The organism is Aeromonas bivalvium (assembly GCF_000819765.1).
Taxonomy (GTDB): domain Bacteria; phylum Pseudomonadota; class Gammaproteobacteria; order Enterobacterales; family Aeromonadaceae; genus Aeromonas; species Aeromonas bivalvium.
This window is the reverse complement of the sequence record NZ_CDBT01000056.1, coordinates 25809-40892: the sequence shown is the minus strand read 5'-3', so window position 1 is coordinate 40892 and position 15084 is coordinate 25809. Positions and strand designations below refer to the sequence as shown.

15 protein-coding genes are annotated in these 15084 nt (G+C 63.3%); 3 read left to right on the top strand and 12 right to left on the bottom strand.

The genetic code is table 11. From position 1 onward, the window contains the following. Window positions 1-13 precede the first annotated feature (13 nt). From hutG to ftsY, 9 genes are all read right to left on the bottom strand, one after another. Window positions 14-937 (bottom strand): formimidoylglutamase, encoded by a 924-nt coding sequence (gene hutG, locus BN1119_RS16570; protein WP_157438678.1) that lies wholly within the window; start codon window positions 935-937, stop codon window positions 14-16. Beyond that, window positions 930-2165: an imidazolonepropionase gene (gene hutI / locus BN1119_RS16565; RefSeq protein ID WP_042000594.1), complete on the bottom strand. Its 1236-nt coding sequence runs from the start codon at window positions 2163-2165 to the stop codon at window positions 930-932. The genes hutG and hutI overlap by 8 nt, the downstream gene beginning before the upstream one ends. A gap of 164 nt (window positions 2166-2329) precedes the next feature. After that, on the bottom strand, window positions 2330-3652 hold the full coding sequence (locus BN1119_RS16560) for a YjiH family protein (protein ID WP_042000591.1): 1323 nt from the start codon (window positions 3650-3652) through the stop codon (window positions 2330-2332). Window positions 3653-3861: 209 nt separating this feature from the next. Continuing rightward, the gene (gene hutC / locus BN1119_RS16555) at window positions 3862-4566 is read right to left on the bottom strand and encodes a histidine utilization repressor (RefSeq protein ID WP_042000588.1); all 705 of its coding nucleotides are present in this window, start codon (window positions 4564-4566) and stop codon (window positions 3862-3864) included. Window positions 4567-4577: 11 nt separating this feature from the next. Continuing rightward, window positions 4578-5237, bottom strand: a complete 660-nt coding sequence (gene can / locus BN1119_RS16550) for a carbonate dehydratase (RefSeq protein ID WP_042000585.1) — start codon at window positions 5235-5237, stop codon at window positions 4578-4580. Window positions 5238-5361: 124 nt separating this feature from the next. Continuing rightward, window positions 5362-6216: an RNA polymerase sigma factor RpoH gene (gene rpoH / locus BN1119_RS16545; RefSeq protein ID WP_042000582.1), complete on the bottom strand. Its 855-nt coding sequence runs from the start codon at window positions 6214-6216 to the stop codon at window positions 5362-5364. A gap of 444 nt (window positions 6217-6660) precedes the next feature. After that, complete coding sequence (ftsX, locus tag BN1119_RS16540) at window positions 6661-7614, bottom strand: permease-like cell division protein FtsX (RefSeq protein ID WP_042000579.1); 954 nt, start codon at window positions 7612-7614, stop codon at window positions 6661-6663. Beyond that, window positions 7614-8282, bottom strand: coding sequence for a cell division ATP-binding protein FtsE (ftsE, locus tag BN1119_RS16535; protein ID WP_042000576.1), 669 nt, complete (start codon window positions 8280-8282; stop codon window positions 7614-7616). The genes ftsX and ftsE overlap by 1 nt, the downstream gene beginning before the upstream one ends. Before the next feature lie 80 nt (window positions 8283-8362). Then, the gene (gene ftsY / locus BN1119_RS16530) at window positions 8363-9853 is read right to left on the bottom strand and encodes a signal recognition particle-docking protein FtsY (protein WP_042000573.1); all 1491 of its coding nucleotides are present in this window, start codon (window positions 9851-9853) and stop codon (window positions 8363-8365) included. Between the two features lie 110 nt (window positions 9854-9963). Here ftsY and rsmD point away from each other — a divergent pair, with 110 nt between their 5' ends. Together rsmD and BN1119_RS16520 are read left to right on the top strand one after the other, a co-directional pair. After that, window positions 9964-10572 (top strand): 16S rRNA (guanine(966)-N(2))-methyltransferase RsmD, encoded by a 609-nt coding sequence (gene rsmD, locus BN1119_RS16525; RefSeq protein ID WP_042000570.1) that lies wholly within the window; start codon window positions 9964-9966, stop codon window positions 10570-10572. After that, window positions 10569-10868 carry a DUF1145 domain-containing protein gene (locus BN1119_RS16520; protein ID WP_042000565.1) on the top strand — a complete coding sequence of 100 codons (300 nt, stop codon included), beginning with the start codon at window positions 10569-10571 and terminating at the stop codon, window positions 10866-10868. Before rsmD ends, BN1119_RS16520 begins: the two co-directional genes overlap by 4 nt. Before the next feature lie 43 nt (window positions 10869-10911). Here BN1119_RS16520 and BN1119_RS16515 read toward each other — a convergent pair whose 3' ends face one another. Together BN1119_RS16515 and fabR are read right to left on the bottom strand one after the other, a co-directional pair. After that, window positions 10912-11277 (bottom strand): YijD family membrane protein, encoded by a 366-nt coding sequence (locus tag BN1119_RS16515; RefSeq protein ID WP_042000562.1) that lies wholly within the window; start codon window positions 11275-11277, stop codon window positions 10912-10914. Between the two features lie 32 nt (window positions 11278-11309). Beyond that, a complete protein-coding gene (fabR, locus tag BN1119_RS16510) occupies window positions 11310-11930 on the bottom strand; it encodes an HTH-type transcriptional repressor FabR (RefSeq protein ID WP_042000559.1) in 621 nt (206 codons plus the stop codon). Window positions 11931-12079: 149 nt separating this feature from the next. Here fabR and BN1119_RS16505 point away from each other — a divergent pair, with 149 nt between their 5' ends. Next, complete coding sequence (locus tag BN1119_RS16505) at window positions 12080-13198, top strand: fatty acid desaturase (RefSeq protein ID WP_042000556.1); 1119 nt, start codon at window positions 12080-12082, stop codon at window positions 13196-13198. 470 nt (window positions 13199-13668) lie between these two features. On the opposite strand, the gene BN1119_RS16500 is transcribed toward BN1119_RS16505, so the two are convergent. Further along, window positions 13669-14919: a phospholipase D-like domain-containing protein gene (locus BN1119_RS16500; protein ID WP_157438680.1), complete on the bottom strand. Its 1251-nt coding sequence runs from the start codon at window positions 14917-14919 to the stop codon at window positions 13669-13671. Window positions 14920-15084: the final 165 nt, after the last annotated feature.

Below are 15084 nucleotides of genomic sequence, written 5' to 3'. Positions count from 1 at the left end.
GGCTCTCGCCCGCTTACTTGGTCAATTGGTGGATCAGACGGGCGGCCACGCGGGCACTGATGCCGTCCCGATCCAGACTCGGGTTCAATTCAGCCAGATCGGCAAGGCGCAGCTTGCCGCTGGCACGGATCTCGGCGATCAGGGGTACTATCAGACTCAGGGCCACCCCATGGGCGGCGGGAGCGCTCACCCCGGGCATCTGGCCCGCGGGCAGCACGTCGAGATCGATGGTGAGGTAGAGGTGATCCACCTCCGCCATGAAGGCGTCCAGACCCAGGATCAGGCTCGGCAACGCCCGCGCCGTCATCTCCTCGTCCTTGACGATCCACACATTCAGATCCTCGGCGCGGGCAAACAACGCCTGGGTGTTGGCGGTCTCGGCCACCCCGAGGCAGGCGTAGCGAAACGCCGTGCCCTGCAACTGGCACTGCTCGGCAATCTGGAAGAAGGGGGTGCCCGAACTCGCCTGGGGCGCCTTGCGGCGCAGGTCCAGGTGCGCATCGAAGTTGATGATGCCGATGCGGCCACGGCCAGCCAGATGACGATTGAGGCCGCTCCAGCTGCCGAAGGCCACCTCATGGCCTCCCCCCAGCACCAGGGGGAACTGGCCATCGGCCAGGAGGGCGGCAACCCCCTCGGCCAGCCGCTCATGGGCGGATTCCAGATCCCCGTCCTGGCAGCGGACATCCCCCGCATCCCAGGCAGGGAGGCGACCATGCCAGGCGGTATTGGCCAGGGCCTTGCGGATATGCAGGGGCCCCTCGACGGCGCCGACGCGCCCCTTGTTGCGACGCACCCCTTCGTCACAGGCAAAGCCCAGCAGGGCGATGCCCTTGGCCGAGCCCGGCTGCCAGGGCTGCACCTTGTCGTGCCAGCGCAGGGCGAGTTCGCCATCTTCCGGATCGCAACGACCCTGCCAGACGCTCATATCAACCATGGATCGTCTCCTCGCCATTGACCACGCGGCAGACCGGCTGCTCGACACCGACCAGATAGCTGAGCTCGGCGGGATGGGCACAGCTCCACACCACGAAATCCGCCGCCATGCCGACCCGCAGCTGTCCCAGCCGCTCCTGTTCCCCCAGGGCGCGGGCGGCGTGACGGGTCACCCCGGCCAGGGCCTCTGGCGGGGTCAGGCCAAACAGGGTGCAGGCCATGTTCATGGCCATGCGCAGGGAAACGATCGGAGCCGTACCCGGATTGATGTCGGAGGAGACCGCCATGGGCACATGGGCGCGGCGCAGGGCCTCGACCGGCGGCAACCTGGTCTCCTTGAGGAAGTAGAAGGCAGTGGGCAGCAGGGTGGCGACCACGCCGCGATGGGCCAGGGCATGGATGCCGTCCCCATCCAGATACTCGAGGTGATCCACCGAGAGGGCGCCGAAGTTGGCGGCCATGGTGCTGCCCCCCAGATTGGAGAGCTGATCCATGTGCCCCTTCACCGGCAGGCCGTACTGGGCCGCGGCCAGGTAGACCTGCTCGGTCTGGGCCAGGGAGAAACCGATGTGCTCGCAGAACACATCCACTGCGTCGGCCAGTCCCGCCTCGGCGGCGGCCGGAATGATCTCCTGGCAAATGGTCTCGACCCAGGAGTCGGGATCGTCCCTGTATTCCGGCGGCACGGCGTGGGCGGCCAGCAGTGTGGTCTTGACCCGAATGGGCAGGGACTGGCCGAGGCGACGGGCGACCCGCAGCATCTTGAGTTCGTCCGCCAGGGTGAGGCCGTAACCGGACTTGATCTCCAGGGTGGTGACCCCTTCCCGCATCAGCGCCTTCACCCTTGGCAGGGCGAGATCGTAGAGACTTTCTTCGCTCGCGGCCCGAGTCGCCTTGACGGTGGAGAGGATGCCGCCACCGCGCCTGGCGATCTCGGCATAGGGCACCCCCTTCTGGCGCAATTCGAACTCCTCGGCCCGGCTGCCGGCGAAGACGAGGTGGGTGTGGCAGTCGATGAGACCCGGAGTCACCAGCTTGCCCTTCATGTCCTGCCAGTGGGCGGGGAAACTGCCCTTGAGCTCATGCATGGGGACCAGCCCATGGATCAGGCCGTCGCGCACGCCGATGGCGTGGGGCTCCAGCAGGCCATAATCGGCCAGATCCGGCCTCATGGTCGCCGGCAGCACATTGAGCCAGACCCGCTCGCAGTTCAACAGTTCCTTGTTCATATCGCCCCCACAAATGTATATACAATACGTTATAGCCTATCTCGAACCAAAAATACAGTAGCGAGATCACATCTTGGCAACACTGGATTTACTTGAGTATAGCCATGAAAAAGCCCACCTGACGGTGGGCAAATATTCACGCCTATATGTATATACAATTCAATTCAGGCAAGCCAACCCAGGGCGATGGCGACCTTGCCCAGTCCCCCGGCCAGCAGCAGGCCAAGCAGAGTGCGGATCAGCCAGATAACCAGCAGCTGACCCACCCCGAGGGGAATACGGGTGGCCAGGATGCAGGGGATGGAGGCGGACAGAAAGAGCACGGAACTGACCGACACCACGGCCGCCACGAAGCGCACCAGCAGATCCGCATCCTTGAGCAGGATGGCGGGCAGGAACATCTCCGCCAGACCGGCCGCCAGGGAGCTGGCCGCCACCATGGGCTCATTCATATCCATCAGCCAGGTGAAGGGCAGGAAGATCCAGCCGATGACGTCGAACAACGGCGTGTGGTTGGCCAGCAGCAGCCCCATCAGGCCCACCGAGAGGATGGAGGGCACCACGGCCGCCGCCATCTGTACCCCGTCACGCAGGTTGTCCAGCAGCTGGCGCCAGATCGCCGGTGCCTGGCGCGACTGACTCAGGCCCGCCGCCATGGCCGCCTGCCAGCGATTCATGCCGGCGGGCAGAGGCTCGTCCTCGCCCCCCTCATCATCGAGCCGGGAAATGGGCGGGATCCGGGCCGTGATGGCGGTGATCAGGAAGGTAATGACCAGGGTCGACCAGAAGTAGAAGTTCCAGTGAGGCATCAGGTCGAGGGTCTTGGCGACGATGATCATGAAGGCCGCCGACACTGTGGAGAAGCCGGTTGCTATGATGGCGGCTTCGCGCAGGCTGTACTTGCCCGCCAGATAGACCCGGTTGGTGATGAGCAGGCCCACCGAGTAGCTGCCGACGAAGGAGGCCACCGCATCGATGGCCGAGTGACCCGGGGTGCGCCAGAGGGGACGCATGATGGGCTGCATCAGGACGCCGATCAGCTCCAGCAGACCGAATCCCAGCAGGAAGGTGAGCGCCAGGGCACCGATGGGGACGATCAGGCCCACCGTCATGGCCAGCTTGTCGAACAGGAAGGGAAGACTGCCCGGCGCCATCAGCCAGGCAGGCCCGACACCGCTCAGATAGACCAGGGCCAGCCCCAGGCCGAGCAACTTGAACAGGGTCAGCACCCTGTCGATGGGACGGGCTCGCCAGCGGCCGTTCCACAGGGGCGCGCAGGCGCCATAAATGATGAGCCCCATCACCAGACTCACCGCCAGGGTGCGCTGGGCCACCAGCTGGCTCGCCAGATGATCCACCAGTATGGTGCTCTTGTCCCCCCACTCGAAGGGCACGAAGAAGCTGCCGATCCCCAGGATCGCGGTAAGGATCAGCTTGAAGGCCGCACCGGCCCCCGTGCTGGGCGCCATGACCTGTTCCCTTTCCATCTTGTCTCTCCCTGTTTTTTTGACTCACCCATGCGGTCACCCGGGAGGGTTGCCGCAAATGTATATACATATCTACACCAGATTGCCGGGGAGGACAAAACAAAAAATTAACAAGGATTAAACATGGGGAACCATGACGGATCCCGACGGGATCTCGCAATCGGGAAACGAAAAAGGCCCGCGAGGGGCCTTGGGCTGTGATTCCTGGCTCAGGACATGCGGGTCTGGGACCTCAGCTTGTAGCGGGATCCCGGCGACAGCAGCCTGGCATAGGAGACCAGGGCCCCGTCGGACCAGGTACGACGATGGAGCAGCAGGCAGGGGGTATCGACCCGCACCTGCAACAGGCCCGCCTCACCGGCGCTCGGCAACACGGCCTCGACCACGTGTTCCATCTCGGAGAGGGGACACGCCTCCATCAGATAGCGGTTCGGGGTCTGGCGGGTGAAGTCCTGCTCGCCGTAGCCGGGCAGCTGCCTGGCATCGACGAAGCGCTCCTCCAGCTGCAGCGGCTCCCCATCGGCCTGATGGACGATCAGGCTGTGGAAGATGGGGGCACCGACCCGCAGGCCAAGCTGCACCGCCACCTTCTCATCGGCGGCCTGACGTTCGAGCCGGATCACCCGGGCGCTGTACTCGGCCCCCTGCTCCGCTATCTCGTCCGCTATGTTGCGAATGGCAAGCAGGGTTGACTCGGTGCGCCTGTCCGCCACGAAGCTGCCGGAGCCGGCGGTGCGGTTGAGCCAGCCTTCGGCCACCAGTTCGCGCAGGGCCTTGTTGACCGTCATCCGGCTCACGGCAAACTGCTCGCACAGGGCGGCCTCGGTCGGGATCCTGTCTCCCGCCTCATAGTGGCGGGAGCGGATGCCGTCGAGCACGTGTTGCTTGATCTGCAAATAGAGCGCAGGGGCCAACGGCAGCGTCCTCAGCGACGGCGATGGGGCGGACGCTTGTCCGGCCAGGCGCGATAGACATCGGGGATCTGATCCGGTCCGCTGATGCAGAGATCCAGATCGTGCAGCAGACCATCCTTGATGCCGTAGATCCAGCCGTGCACCGCCAGCTCCTGACCCTTGCGCCAGGCGTTCTGGATGATGGTGGTGTAGCAGACGTTGGCAACCTGCTCGGCCACGTTCAGCTCGCACAGGTAGTCGAACCGCTCGTGTTCATCCTCGATGGCCTCGAGCTCTTCACCGTACTTGTGGTAGACGTCCTTGATGTTGCGCAGCCAGTTGTCGATGAGGCCCAGCTCCTGGTTCTGCATCGCCGCCTTGACGCCACCGCAGCCGTAGTGACCGCAGATGATGATGTGCTTCACCTTGAGCACCTCGACCGCATATTGCAGCACCGAGAGGCAGTTGAAGTCGGTGTGCACCACCAGGTTGGCGACGTTGCGGTGGACGAAGACGTCTCCCGGCAGCAGTCCCATCAGCTGGTTGGCGGGTACCCGGCTGTCGGAGCAACCGATCCAGAGGTATTCGGGGGCCTGCTGGGCGGAGAGGGTAGCGAAGAAATTCGGGTCCTCGGCCTTGATCCGCTCCGCCCACTCGCGGTTGTTGGTAAACAGGTCGTTCAACAGTTTCACTATCTGCTCTCCCTACTGTGGCAGTGGCGGCAACATAACATACACAAGGGTAACCAAGGCAAGGCCGACCAGATGCTCTCGAAACAAAAACAGGGCCATCAGGCCCTGTCTTGTCGATGAAGCATCACGCCACCATGGCGTCTTTCAGCTTCTTGAGGGCATTTTTCTCAAGCTGGCGAATTCGCTCGGCGGAGACGCCGTAGCTGTCGGCCAGCTCCTGCAGCGTGGTCTTGTTGTCATCATCCAGCCAGCGGGCACGGATGATGTGCTGGCTGCGCTCATCCAGGGTCGCCAGGGCCGAGCCCAGACGGCGGGTGGCATGGCTGTCCCAGTTGTCGTTCTCTATGGTGGCGGCGAGATCGGACGACTTGTCTTCCAGGTAGTGGACGGGGGCGAAGCCGGCTTCGTCATCCTCGTCACCCACCAGATCGAACGCCTGATCGTAATTGCTCATGCGCGCTTCCATCTCGGTCACATCGCTGACCGAGACACCGAGTTCGTCGGCCACGGCACGGGCCTCGTCGTGGCTGAACCAGCCCAGACGTTTCTTGGATTTGCGCAGGTTGAAGAAGAGCTTGCGCTGGGCCTTGGTGGTCGCCACCTTGACCATGCGCCAGTTACGCAGCACGTATTCGTGAATTTCGGCCTTGATCCAGTGCACGGCGAAGGAGACCAGACGCACCCCCACACTGGGGTCGAAGCGCTTGACCGCCTTCATCAGGCCGATATTGCCTTCCTGTACCAGATCAGCCTGGGGCAGGCCGTAGCCGGCATAACTCTTGGCAACGTGAACGACAAAGCGCAGGTGCGACATGACCAGCTGACGGGCAGCCTCGAGATCGCCATCCTGCTGCAACCGCATCGCCAGCTCACGCTCCTCTTCCGCGCTGAGCACGGGGATCGCGTTGACGGCCTGGACATAACCTTCCAGACTGCCTTGGGGGATAAGGGCCATAGTGCGTTGCAATGAAGTTCCCATCTTTTACCTCTTACTCTTGCGTCGCGCCAGTCTAGCACCCTCAGTCGGGCTGTCCAGGCGGGGGCGACCATTCTGCGGCCTGAGTCAACAACTGAACCAGGTCAGAACCCGGCTCATCTTAGGATCACGGGATGAATCATCAATGAACAGTCAAAAAAAAGGGGTCACAGTGAAGGACCCCCGAAAAGTAGCATGCTAAGTCCATTGTTGCGGAGCTCGCAACCTTCACATGCTTGCCAAGTCTGACGAGCGGGGGTCTTACGCCACACCCGTATAAGTTCGATTTTAAGACTGTGTTATTTCGATAAGGTTCAATGGATCTCGGGAAGATCCTGGCGATCATTGACGTCCAGATTACTCCCTGAACGCGAGCTGTGCCAGAAAGGGTCATTTTTTTACTTGATCCAGCTCGCAAAATCCAGTGAATATTTGTCGATTCCTTGCTCAGGAAGGCTCTATGTCGCGGATATGGCGATGCACGGAGAACCAGGAGGCGATCAAGCCCAGCAGGGCGCCCAGCAGGATCAGGTTGATCCCGTCGACCGCCCCCATGCCCACCAGCCGGAAATGGCTGTTGTAGAGGCCGGCCAGCTCCTTGACCACCCCCTCGCTCCAGATCACCATCACCTCGGTCAGCCACCAGGCCAGCATGCCGCCGATCACCCCGTACCAGATGCCGGTATAGAGGAAGGGCCTGTGGATGAAGGCATCGGTCGCCCCCACCAGCTTGAGCACCTCAATCTCGGAGCGCTGGTTCAGGATGTTGAGTCTGAGGGTGTTGCCGACGATGAGCAGCACGGCGCACAGCAGCAGGGCGGCGATCCCCGTGATGGTGTGGCGCAGCAGGTTCATGATGCCCTGCAACCGGGTCAGCCATTGCAGGTCCAGCTTGCCCTGCTCTATGCCGGGCTCGTTCTCCAGCTTGGCCAGCAGCTCGGCAGCCCCTTCCGGATTCTGCCAGCGGGGATCCGGGATCACGCTCAGCACGGGGGGCAGCGGGTTGCTGTCCAGGTAATCGAGCGCATCGCCAAAACCCGAGATCTCGCGAAATTCCTTGAGGGCCTGATCCCGGCTCATGTAGGTCACCGAGGCCACCTCGGGGTAGAGCTGGATCCGCTGCCTGAGCTCCTGGATGTTCTGCTCCGGCAGATCCTTGCGCAGATAGAGGGAGATCTGGGAACTGTTCTGCCAGTTGCCCTCCACCAGCTCGGCGTTCTTGAGCAGCACATGGAAACAGGAAGGCAGTGCCAGGCTGACCCCGAGCACGGCCAGGGTCATCAGGGAGGCGAGCGGATTGCGCCACAGCTCCCCCAGGCTGGCGAAGGCCTGACGCAGATGATCGACCCAATACATGACGAAGCGACGCAGCAGTGGCTGCTTGTGACGCACGATAGCCATCAGTTTTCCTCCTGCGGGGAGTGCATCCGTCCCGCCTTGAGGGTGAAGGTGCGATAGCGCATGCGGGCGATGAGGCCAAGGTCATGGGTGGCGATGAGCACGGAGACGCCGAAGCTGTTGAACTCCTCGAACAATCGCATGATATCCATGGAGAGCTGGGGATCCAGGTTGCCGGTCGGCTCATCCGCCAGCAGCAGGGGCGGCTTGTTGACGATGGCGCGGGCGATGCCGACCCGCTGCTGCTCGCCACCGGAGAGCATGCGCGGCTGGTAGCGCTCCTTGCCAAGCAGACCCACCTTGTCCAGGGCTGCGGCGACCCGCTTGTTGATGTCTCCATGGCTGTAACCGTCGATCACCAGGGGCAGGGCCACGTTGTCGAACACGGTTCTGTCCATCAGCAGGCGGTGATCCTGGAAGATCATGCCGATCTGACGGCGTACATAGGGGATCTGGCGCCGCTGGATCCGGCTCACATCCTCCCCGTGAAAGAAGACGCGGCCATCGGTGGGCCGCTCCATCACGCTGATCAGCTTGAGAAGGGTGCTCTTGCCCGCCCCGGAATGACCGGTCAGGAAGCCCATCTCCCCCTTGCGCAGGTGAAAACTCACCTTCTGCAGCGCCTGATGGCCGCCGCTGTATACCTTGCTGACCTGATCAAAACGAATCATCTCTGGTCCCTGAAGCTTGAGCTGGCCCCGGCTAGGGGGCGCTGGAGAGAGCAAGGGCCGCCCATGGACGGCCCTTCGGCTTATTCGTCGCGGCTAAACAACGCCTCGATAAAGTCATTGGCGACGAAGGGGCGCAGATCGTCGATCCCCTCGCCCACCCCGATGAAGCGGATCGGGATCTGGAACTTGTCCGCCACCGCGAAGATGACCCCCCCCTTGGCGGTGCCGTCCAGCTTGGTGAGGGTGATGCCGGTCAGACCCACCGCCTCACTGAACAGCTTGGCCTGGCTCAGGGCATTCTGGCCTGTGCCCGCATCCAGGGTCAGCATGATCTCGTGGGGCGCCTCCTCGTCGAGCTTCTTCATCACCCGCACCACCTTCTTGAGCTCTTCCATCAGGTTGCTCTTGTTTTGCAGGCGGCCGGCGGTGTCGGCGATCAGCACGTCAGCCCCGCGGGAGCGGGCGGCCTCGATGGCATCATAGATGACGGAGGCGGAATCGGCCCCCGTGTGCTGGGCGATCACCGGGATATTGTTGCGCTGACCCCACACCTGCAGCTGCTCGACGGCGGCGGCGCGGAAGGTATCACCGGCGGCCAGCATGACGCTCTTGCCCTCGGCTTGCAGCTGCTTGGCCATCTTGCCGATGGTGGTGGTCTTGCCCACCCCGTTCACGCCCACCATGAGGATCACATAGGGCTTCTTGCCGGAATCGATCACCAGGGGCTGTTCGACTTTCGCCAGCATCTCGCCCATGTCCTGCTTGAGCAGGCCGTAGAGGGCTTCGCCATCCTTGAGCTGCTTGCGACTGGCGTGCTGGGTCAGGTTGTTGATGATACGGGTGGTGGTGTCCACGCCGAGATCCGCCGTCAGCAGCTGGGTCTCCAGCTCTTCAAACAGCTCATCGTCGATCTGCTTGCCGCTGAACAGGCCGAAGAAGCCTGAGCCGATATTATCCTTGGTGCGGACCAGACTGCGCTTGAGGCGGGCGAAGAAACCCTCACGCTGCGGCTTGACCTGGGTGTCATCGTCCACTTCCGCGGCCAGGGGCAACGTAGCCAGTTCGACGGCAGCGCGGGCAGCCTCCTGTTCGGCAGCAAGGCGAGCGGCCTCCTGCTCGGCGGCAGCGCGGGCAGCCTCCTGCTCGGCGGCAAGGCGAGCAGCCTCCTGCTCGGCAGCAGCGCGGGCGGCCTCCTGCTCGGCGGCAGCACGGGCAGCCTCCTGCTCGGCGGCAACACGGGCAGCCTCCTGCTCGGCGGCAACACGGGCAGCCTCCTGCTCGGCGGCAGCGCGGGCAGCCTCGGCCGCCTCGTCACGGGCCAGCAGGTCAGGGTTGACGATGACGGGCTCCAGATCGCTGGCGCACTCCTCGATCACCAGGGGGCCGGCGCTCTCCTCCTCGCCAACGGGCGTCGCATCCGGCGCCGGGGAGACGGGGGTGTCACTCGATTGGGAGGGGACGTCGCTGGCGCCGTCGCTGACAGTCTCGGATTGGGGTGTCTCCGGTTGGACAACCTCGGCCTCTTCTTTCTTGCGGCCGAACCCCAGCCAGGAAAACAAACCTTTTGCCATCTAAAAATACTCACTTCGTTGGCTGACTGCTAAGATAGCCGTCCCTCGGCGGGTCGGCATAAAAATGAACCGCCTTATACTATCACTTTATTTTCTGACGACGAAACGCGATGCCCAGAGTGAAATCCAGCAGCAAACGCCCGGGAACCCAGGGTAAATCCGGCTTTGTCCGCATCATCAGCGGCCAATGGCGCGGTCGAAAACTGCCGGTGCAGGATGTGGAGGGACTCAGGCCCACCACGGACCGAGTCAAGGAGACCATCTTCAACTGGCTGGCTCCCCATGTGCGCGGCAGCCGCTGCCTCGACCTGTTCGCCGGCAGCGGCGGACTGGGGCTGGAGGCACTGTCCCGCTACGCCGAGCAGGTGACCCTGGTCGAGATGGACAGGGGCGCCGCCGAGCAGATCAAGAAAAACCTGCTCACCCTGGGGTCAAGCCAGGGCCAGGTGATCCAGGCCGATGCCGTGAGCTGGCTGCAAGGCCCGACCACCCCGTTCGATCTGGTGTTTCTCGATCCGCCGTTTCGCCGCGAACTGCTGCCCCAGGTGTGCGATCTGCTGGAGGCCCGCGGCTGGTTGGCGCCGGACGCCCTCATCTATCTGGAGCGGGAGAAGGAGATGCAGGATCTGCCGCTGCCCGGCACCTGGCAGTGCCTCAAGGACAAGCAGGCCGGCCAAGTCTGTTATCAGCTCTATCAGCGAGAGGGGAACCAAGTATGAAACGCCTGCTGACGCTATTGGCCATGGGACTCACTCTCAGCTTCTGGTGCGGAGTCTTCCTCAGCCTGCTGGCCCCCTTGCCCGGCCAGCTCAACCAGATCCTGCCCCTCTGCGGCGTCGTCGTCGCCCTGATGCACTGGCTCCAGGCCGGGATGATCCGCTCCGCGTGCAAGCCCTACTTCACCGTGACCCGGACCGAGCTGGTACTGGTGCTGGTGTTCGGGGTGTTTGCCATGGGAGAGATCCGTGCCCGCCTCAAGGCCATCATAGCCGCGGGGGACAAGCCGCAGTCATAGCCACAGGCTTGCTCCCCTCCAGTCTGTCTGCAAGGCCTGCTCGTCAGGCCTTCTCTTTTTTGCCGACGCTGATCCCCAGCTTGATGGAGAGCGCGGCCAGCAGCAGCAACATCATGATGAGCGAGAAGAAGTTGCTGCCCAGCTCCGGGTGCTGCACCTTCTCCAGCGCCGAATGACCGAACACCCCTATCAGGAAGCAGAGCAGGACGCAGACCGGGGTGTTGTCCTCCATGGGCTCGCTCACATAGCAGCGATAGAGCTGATGGGCTGCCAGCAGGAAGGCGATGATGGGAAAGAAGGAGAAGGGCACGGGGTCGGAAACCAGCACGGAGAGGCTGGCATCGCCACAGATGCCCACCAGCAGGGCCAGCAAGAGCGGCTGCTTGGGGATGGTGTTGACGTCATGCATGGGGAAACTCCTGTTGATTCCGGGAATATGACTCAGACCAGGCCATCGCGGCGCCGCTGGTTCTGCACCTCGGCCCCGATGGCAATCATCCGCAACTGGCGCACGGTACGCTCGGCCAGGGCCTTGCACTCCTCACGGCTCAAGTCGAGGGCATCGGCACCGGCGCTAAAGACGATGGTCACCATGGCTTCGGCCTGGATGTAGGCCTCTTCCCTCGGCGCCCCCGAGGTGGCCTCCAGATAGTCGGTCAGCTCGGCGATGAAGTGCTGGATCTCTCGGGCCACCGCCTGGCGAAAGGCGGCCGAGGTGCCGGAGCGCTCCCGCAGCAGCAGCCGAAAGATATTGGGATTGTTCTCGACGAACTCCATGAAGGTCATGACGGAGGTGCTGATGACGCCGCCGCCACCGGCGATGCGCTGGCGCGCCTGACGCATCAGCTGACGCAGGGTCAGGCCCCCCTCATCCACCAGGGTCAGCCCCAGCTCTTCCATGTCGCGAAAGTGACGATAGAAGGAGGTGGGCGCTATACCGGCCTCCCGCGCCACTTCCCGCAGGCTCAGGTTGGAAAAGCTGCGATTGGCACACAGCTGGCTAAATGCCGCCTCGATCAGCGTACGCCGGGTCTTTTCTTTCTGTTGTGCGCGAATACCCACGAAAACAATCACCTTCCACTTGTCGAGGCCAAATGATAACCCGAAGGCGGGCGCGGATCAGGTTTGTCTGCGACTTTTTTACCATTGACCCGCCGCCGGGTTGCACAGAGAATAGCTAACAGCTGTTAGCTGAAAAGGACCCCTTCAGGATGGAACGCCCACCTATCATCATCACCAACACCCTGCTGTTTGCCCTCTCCGGGCTGACGGCACTGATCGCCGTACCCTGGTACGGTCTGACCCACGGCTTCGATGCCTGGCAATGGGCCAGCTTCCTCCTGCTGTTCTGCTATTGCGGTATCTCCATCACCGCCGGCTACCACAGGCTCTGGTCCCACAAGGCTTACAAGGCGCATCCGGCGCTGCAATGGCTGTTCGCCATCGGTGGCGCCCTCGCCTTGCAAAACTCGGCGCTGCACTGGTCCTCGGACCACCGTCGCCATCACCGCCATGTGGACCACGACCAGCAGGATCCCTACTCCGCCAGCCGCGGTTTCTGGTACTCCCACATCGGCTGGATGCTGCGGGAATACCAGCGCGATACCTACCACGACTACAGCAACGTGCGGGATCTGCAGAACAACCCCGTCGTCGCCTTCCAGCACAGGCACTACCTGGCGCTGACCCTGGCCACCAACATCGGCATCCCGCTGCTGCTGGGGCTGATGCACGGCGATCTGCTCGGCATGCTGCTGCTGGCGGGGGTGCTGCGCATGGTGATGACCCATCACACCACCTTCTTCATCAACTCCCTGGCCCATATCTGGGGCAGCCAGCCGTTCACGGATCGCAACAGCGCCCGGGACAATGGCATCCTGGCCTTTTTCACCTTCGGCGAGGGCTATCACAACTACCACCATCTGTTCGAGAACGATTATCGCAACGGTATTCACTGGTGGCAGTTCGATCCGACCAAGTGGCTCATCCGCGGCGCCGCCTGGCTGGGATTGGCCAGGGATCTGCGCACCTGTCCCGAGGAGCGCATCGAGCAGGCGCGGTTGCAGATGCAGCTCAAGCGGGCCCATGCCAGGTTGCAAAAACGCGAAGACATGGAGATGTGGCAGGCGCTGCTGCAGGAGGAGTACGACAAGCTGAGCCAGCAGCTGCAGCACTACTACGCCAGCCGCAAGCGCCTGCTGGAGCAGCGCAAGCGCAAGGCGCTGGCCCGCTACGACGCCCTCAAGCTGCAGCTCGAGTACCGCAGCCTCAAGGGCGGTTTTCGGGTCAGTCGCCGCAACTGGCATCGCCTGCTCGCCAACCTGAGCTGACCCATGACCCCAGCACCAGAAGGCCTCATCGCGAGGCCTTCTCTCTTTGTGTCGCCAGGGCAGGTCCGGCGGCGGACATAAAAAAATGGGGCGACATCTGGATGTCACCCCCTCGCAAATAGCATGTTCCATTTGGAATCAGACTCATCGACCTGCCTCCCCTCTCCGGGTTTCCGCTCCCAGAGAGACGAGCCGCCATGCGTTCGCACGGGGTGGGCCGACGCTTCCTCTTCCCCAACCCGGCAAGCCGGATTGGTTGTCCTTGCAACTGAAATCTTACCCAGTTCATCGTGAGAAAAACGTTTAACCTTGGCCGGATTCAGCCAACGGGCCTGAAATCCTGGTGTCACATCTCAATTTTCTTTTTAAAAACATATGGTTGGTTTTCACTCATTGGCAGTTTTGCCGCCGCACTCCCCCAATGGCTTACAAGGTTTTGCGAGATCTCGCACAAGGGGGGGATGAAAGCGCTACAGCCAGGGGCGCAGCGGCAGCCAGTGGCTCAGACGGGCAACCAGGCGGCGCCACCAGGGGGAGACGGGATCCGGCTGGCTGGCGGCACGCCGCCAGTGCTCCAGCCAATCGTGCAACTCGGCGCAGAGGGGCGGACAGTGCAGGCGCAGCATCAGCTCGGTGTTGAGGTGCAGGGAGCGCGGATCCAGGTTGAAACTGCCGAGCAGGGCCTCCCGCTCCCCCAGCAGGATCAGCTTGGCGTGCAGGCTGAACCCGCTGCTGGCGGGCAGTTCGGCCAGGGCGATCCCCTGGCGCAGCAACCAGGGCTTGAAGCGATGATAGGCACCATGCACCAGGGGCACGTCCGTGCTGGCCAGGGAGTTGGTGAGCAGGCCGATGGCGATCCCCTGGGCCCGCAGTCGCTGCAGCTCACGGCGCAGGCCCCGGGTCAGGATCAGGTAGGGGCTCACCAGCTGCAATCCGCCCCGGGACTCGGCGAGCCGGCGCCACAGATAGCGGGCAGTGCCCGGCCGGGAGACCAGCCCCTTGCCGGGTCGATCGAACAGCACCTCGGCACGCCCAGGATGCCACGCCGGCTCAGGGGCAGGCTCAAACAACGAGGCGGGCAGGTCATAGATGGCGGCCGTGGCGGGGTCGCAGAGGGTGAGCAGGAACTCGTTGACCACGGTCGCCTCCGTGGTCCCGATGCGACGGCGCAGCAGATGGCGGATGGGCTGGCTCCAGCGGCTGCCCCAGAACTGGACGAACCCTTGCTCCAGCTGCTGGCAGAGGGCGCCGCGACAGCCCAGATCCAGATCGAGGAACTGGGATCCGCCCCCCAGACCGAAGTAGGCATCCCCAATGTTGCGCCCCCCCAGGATCCCCCGGCTGCCATCGACCAGCAGCAGCTTGTTGTGCATCCTGTGGTTGAGGCGCCGAAAACTGAGGCAGGCCTCCAGCGCCAGCGCCAGGGGGCGCCAGCCCCGTAGCCAGAACGGATTGAACAGCCGCACCTCGATCCCGGGTTCGAACGCCAGCATCTCCAGGAAACGGTTGTCGCCGGCGTAGAGATCATCGATGAGCAGCTGCACGCGCACGCCGCGCCGGGCGGCGCTCAGCAGCTCGGCCAGCAGCAGCTTGCCGCTGCCATCCTCGGCCCAGCTGTAATACTGGGCCTGGATCCGGCTGCGCGCGCCGCGGATCAGGGCAAGCCGCTGCCTCAGGGCCTGGGCCGGCTCGGCGATCAATGCAAACTCCCCCTCCTTCACCGCGCCTCCTCTTGCATGTTGGGTCAGGCAGAGCATAAAGCGCCCCTCCCTGCCTGTCTTCCCCCGCCGTCATCGCCCTGTCACACGGCTCGTTCATATAGTGGCAGCACGACAGCAACAAGGAGCTTCTTATGGACCTCAGTCAGCGGCCGTCACGCCCCCCAT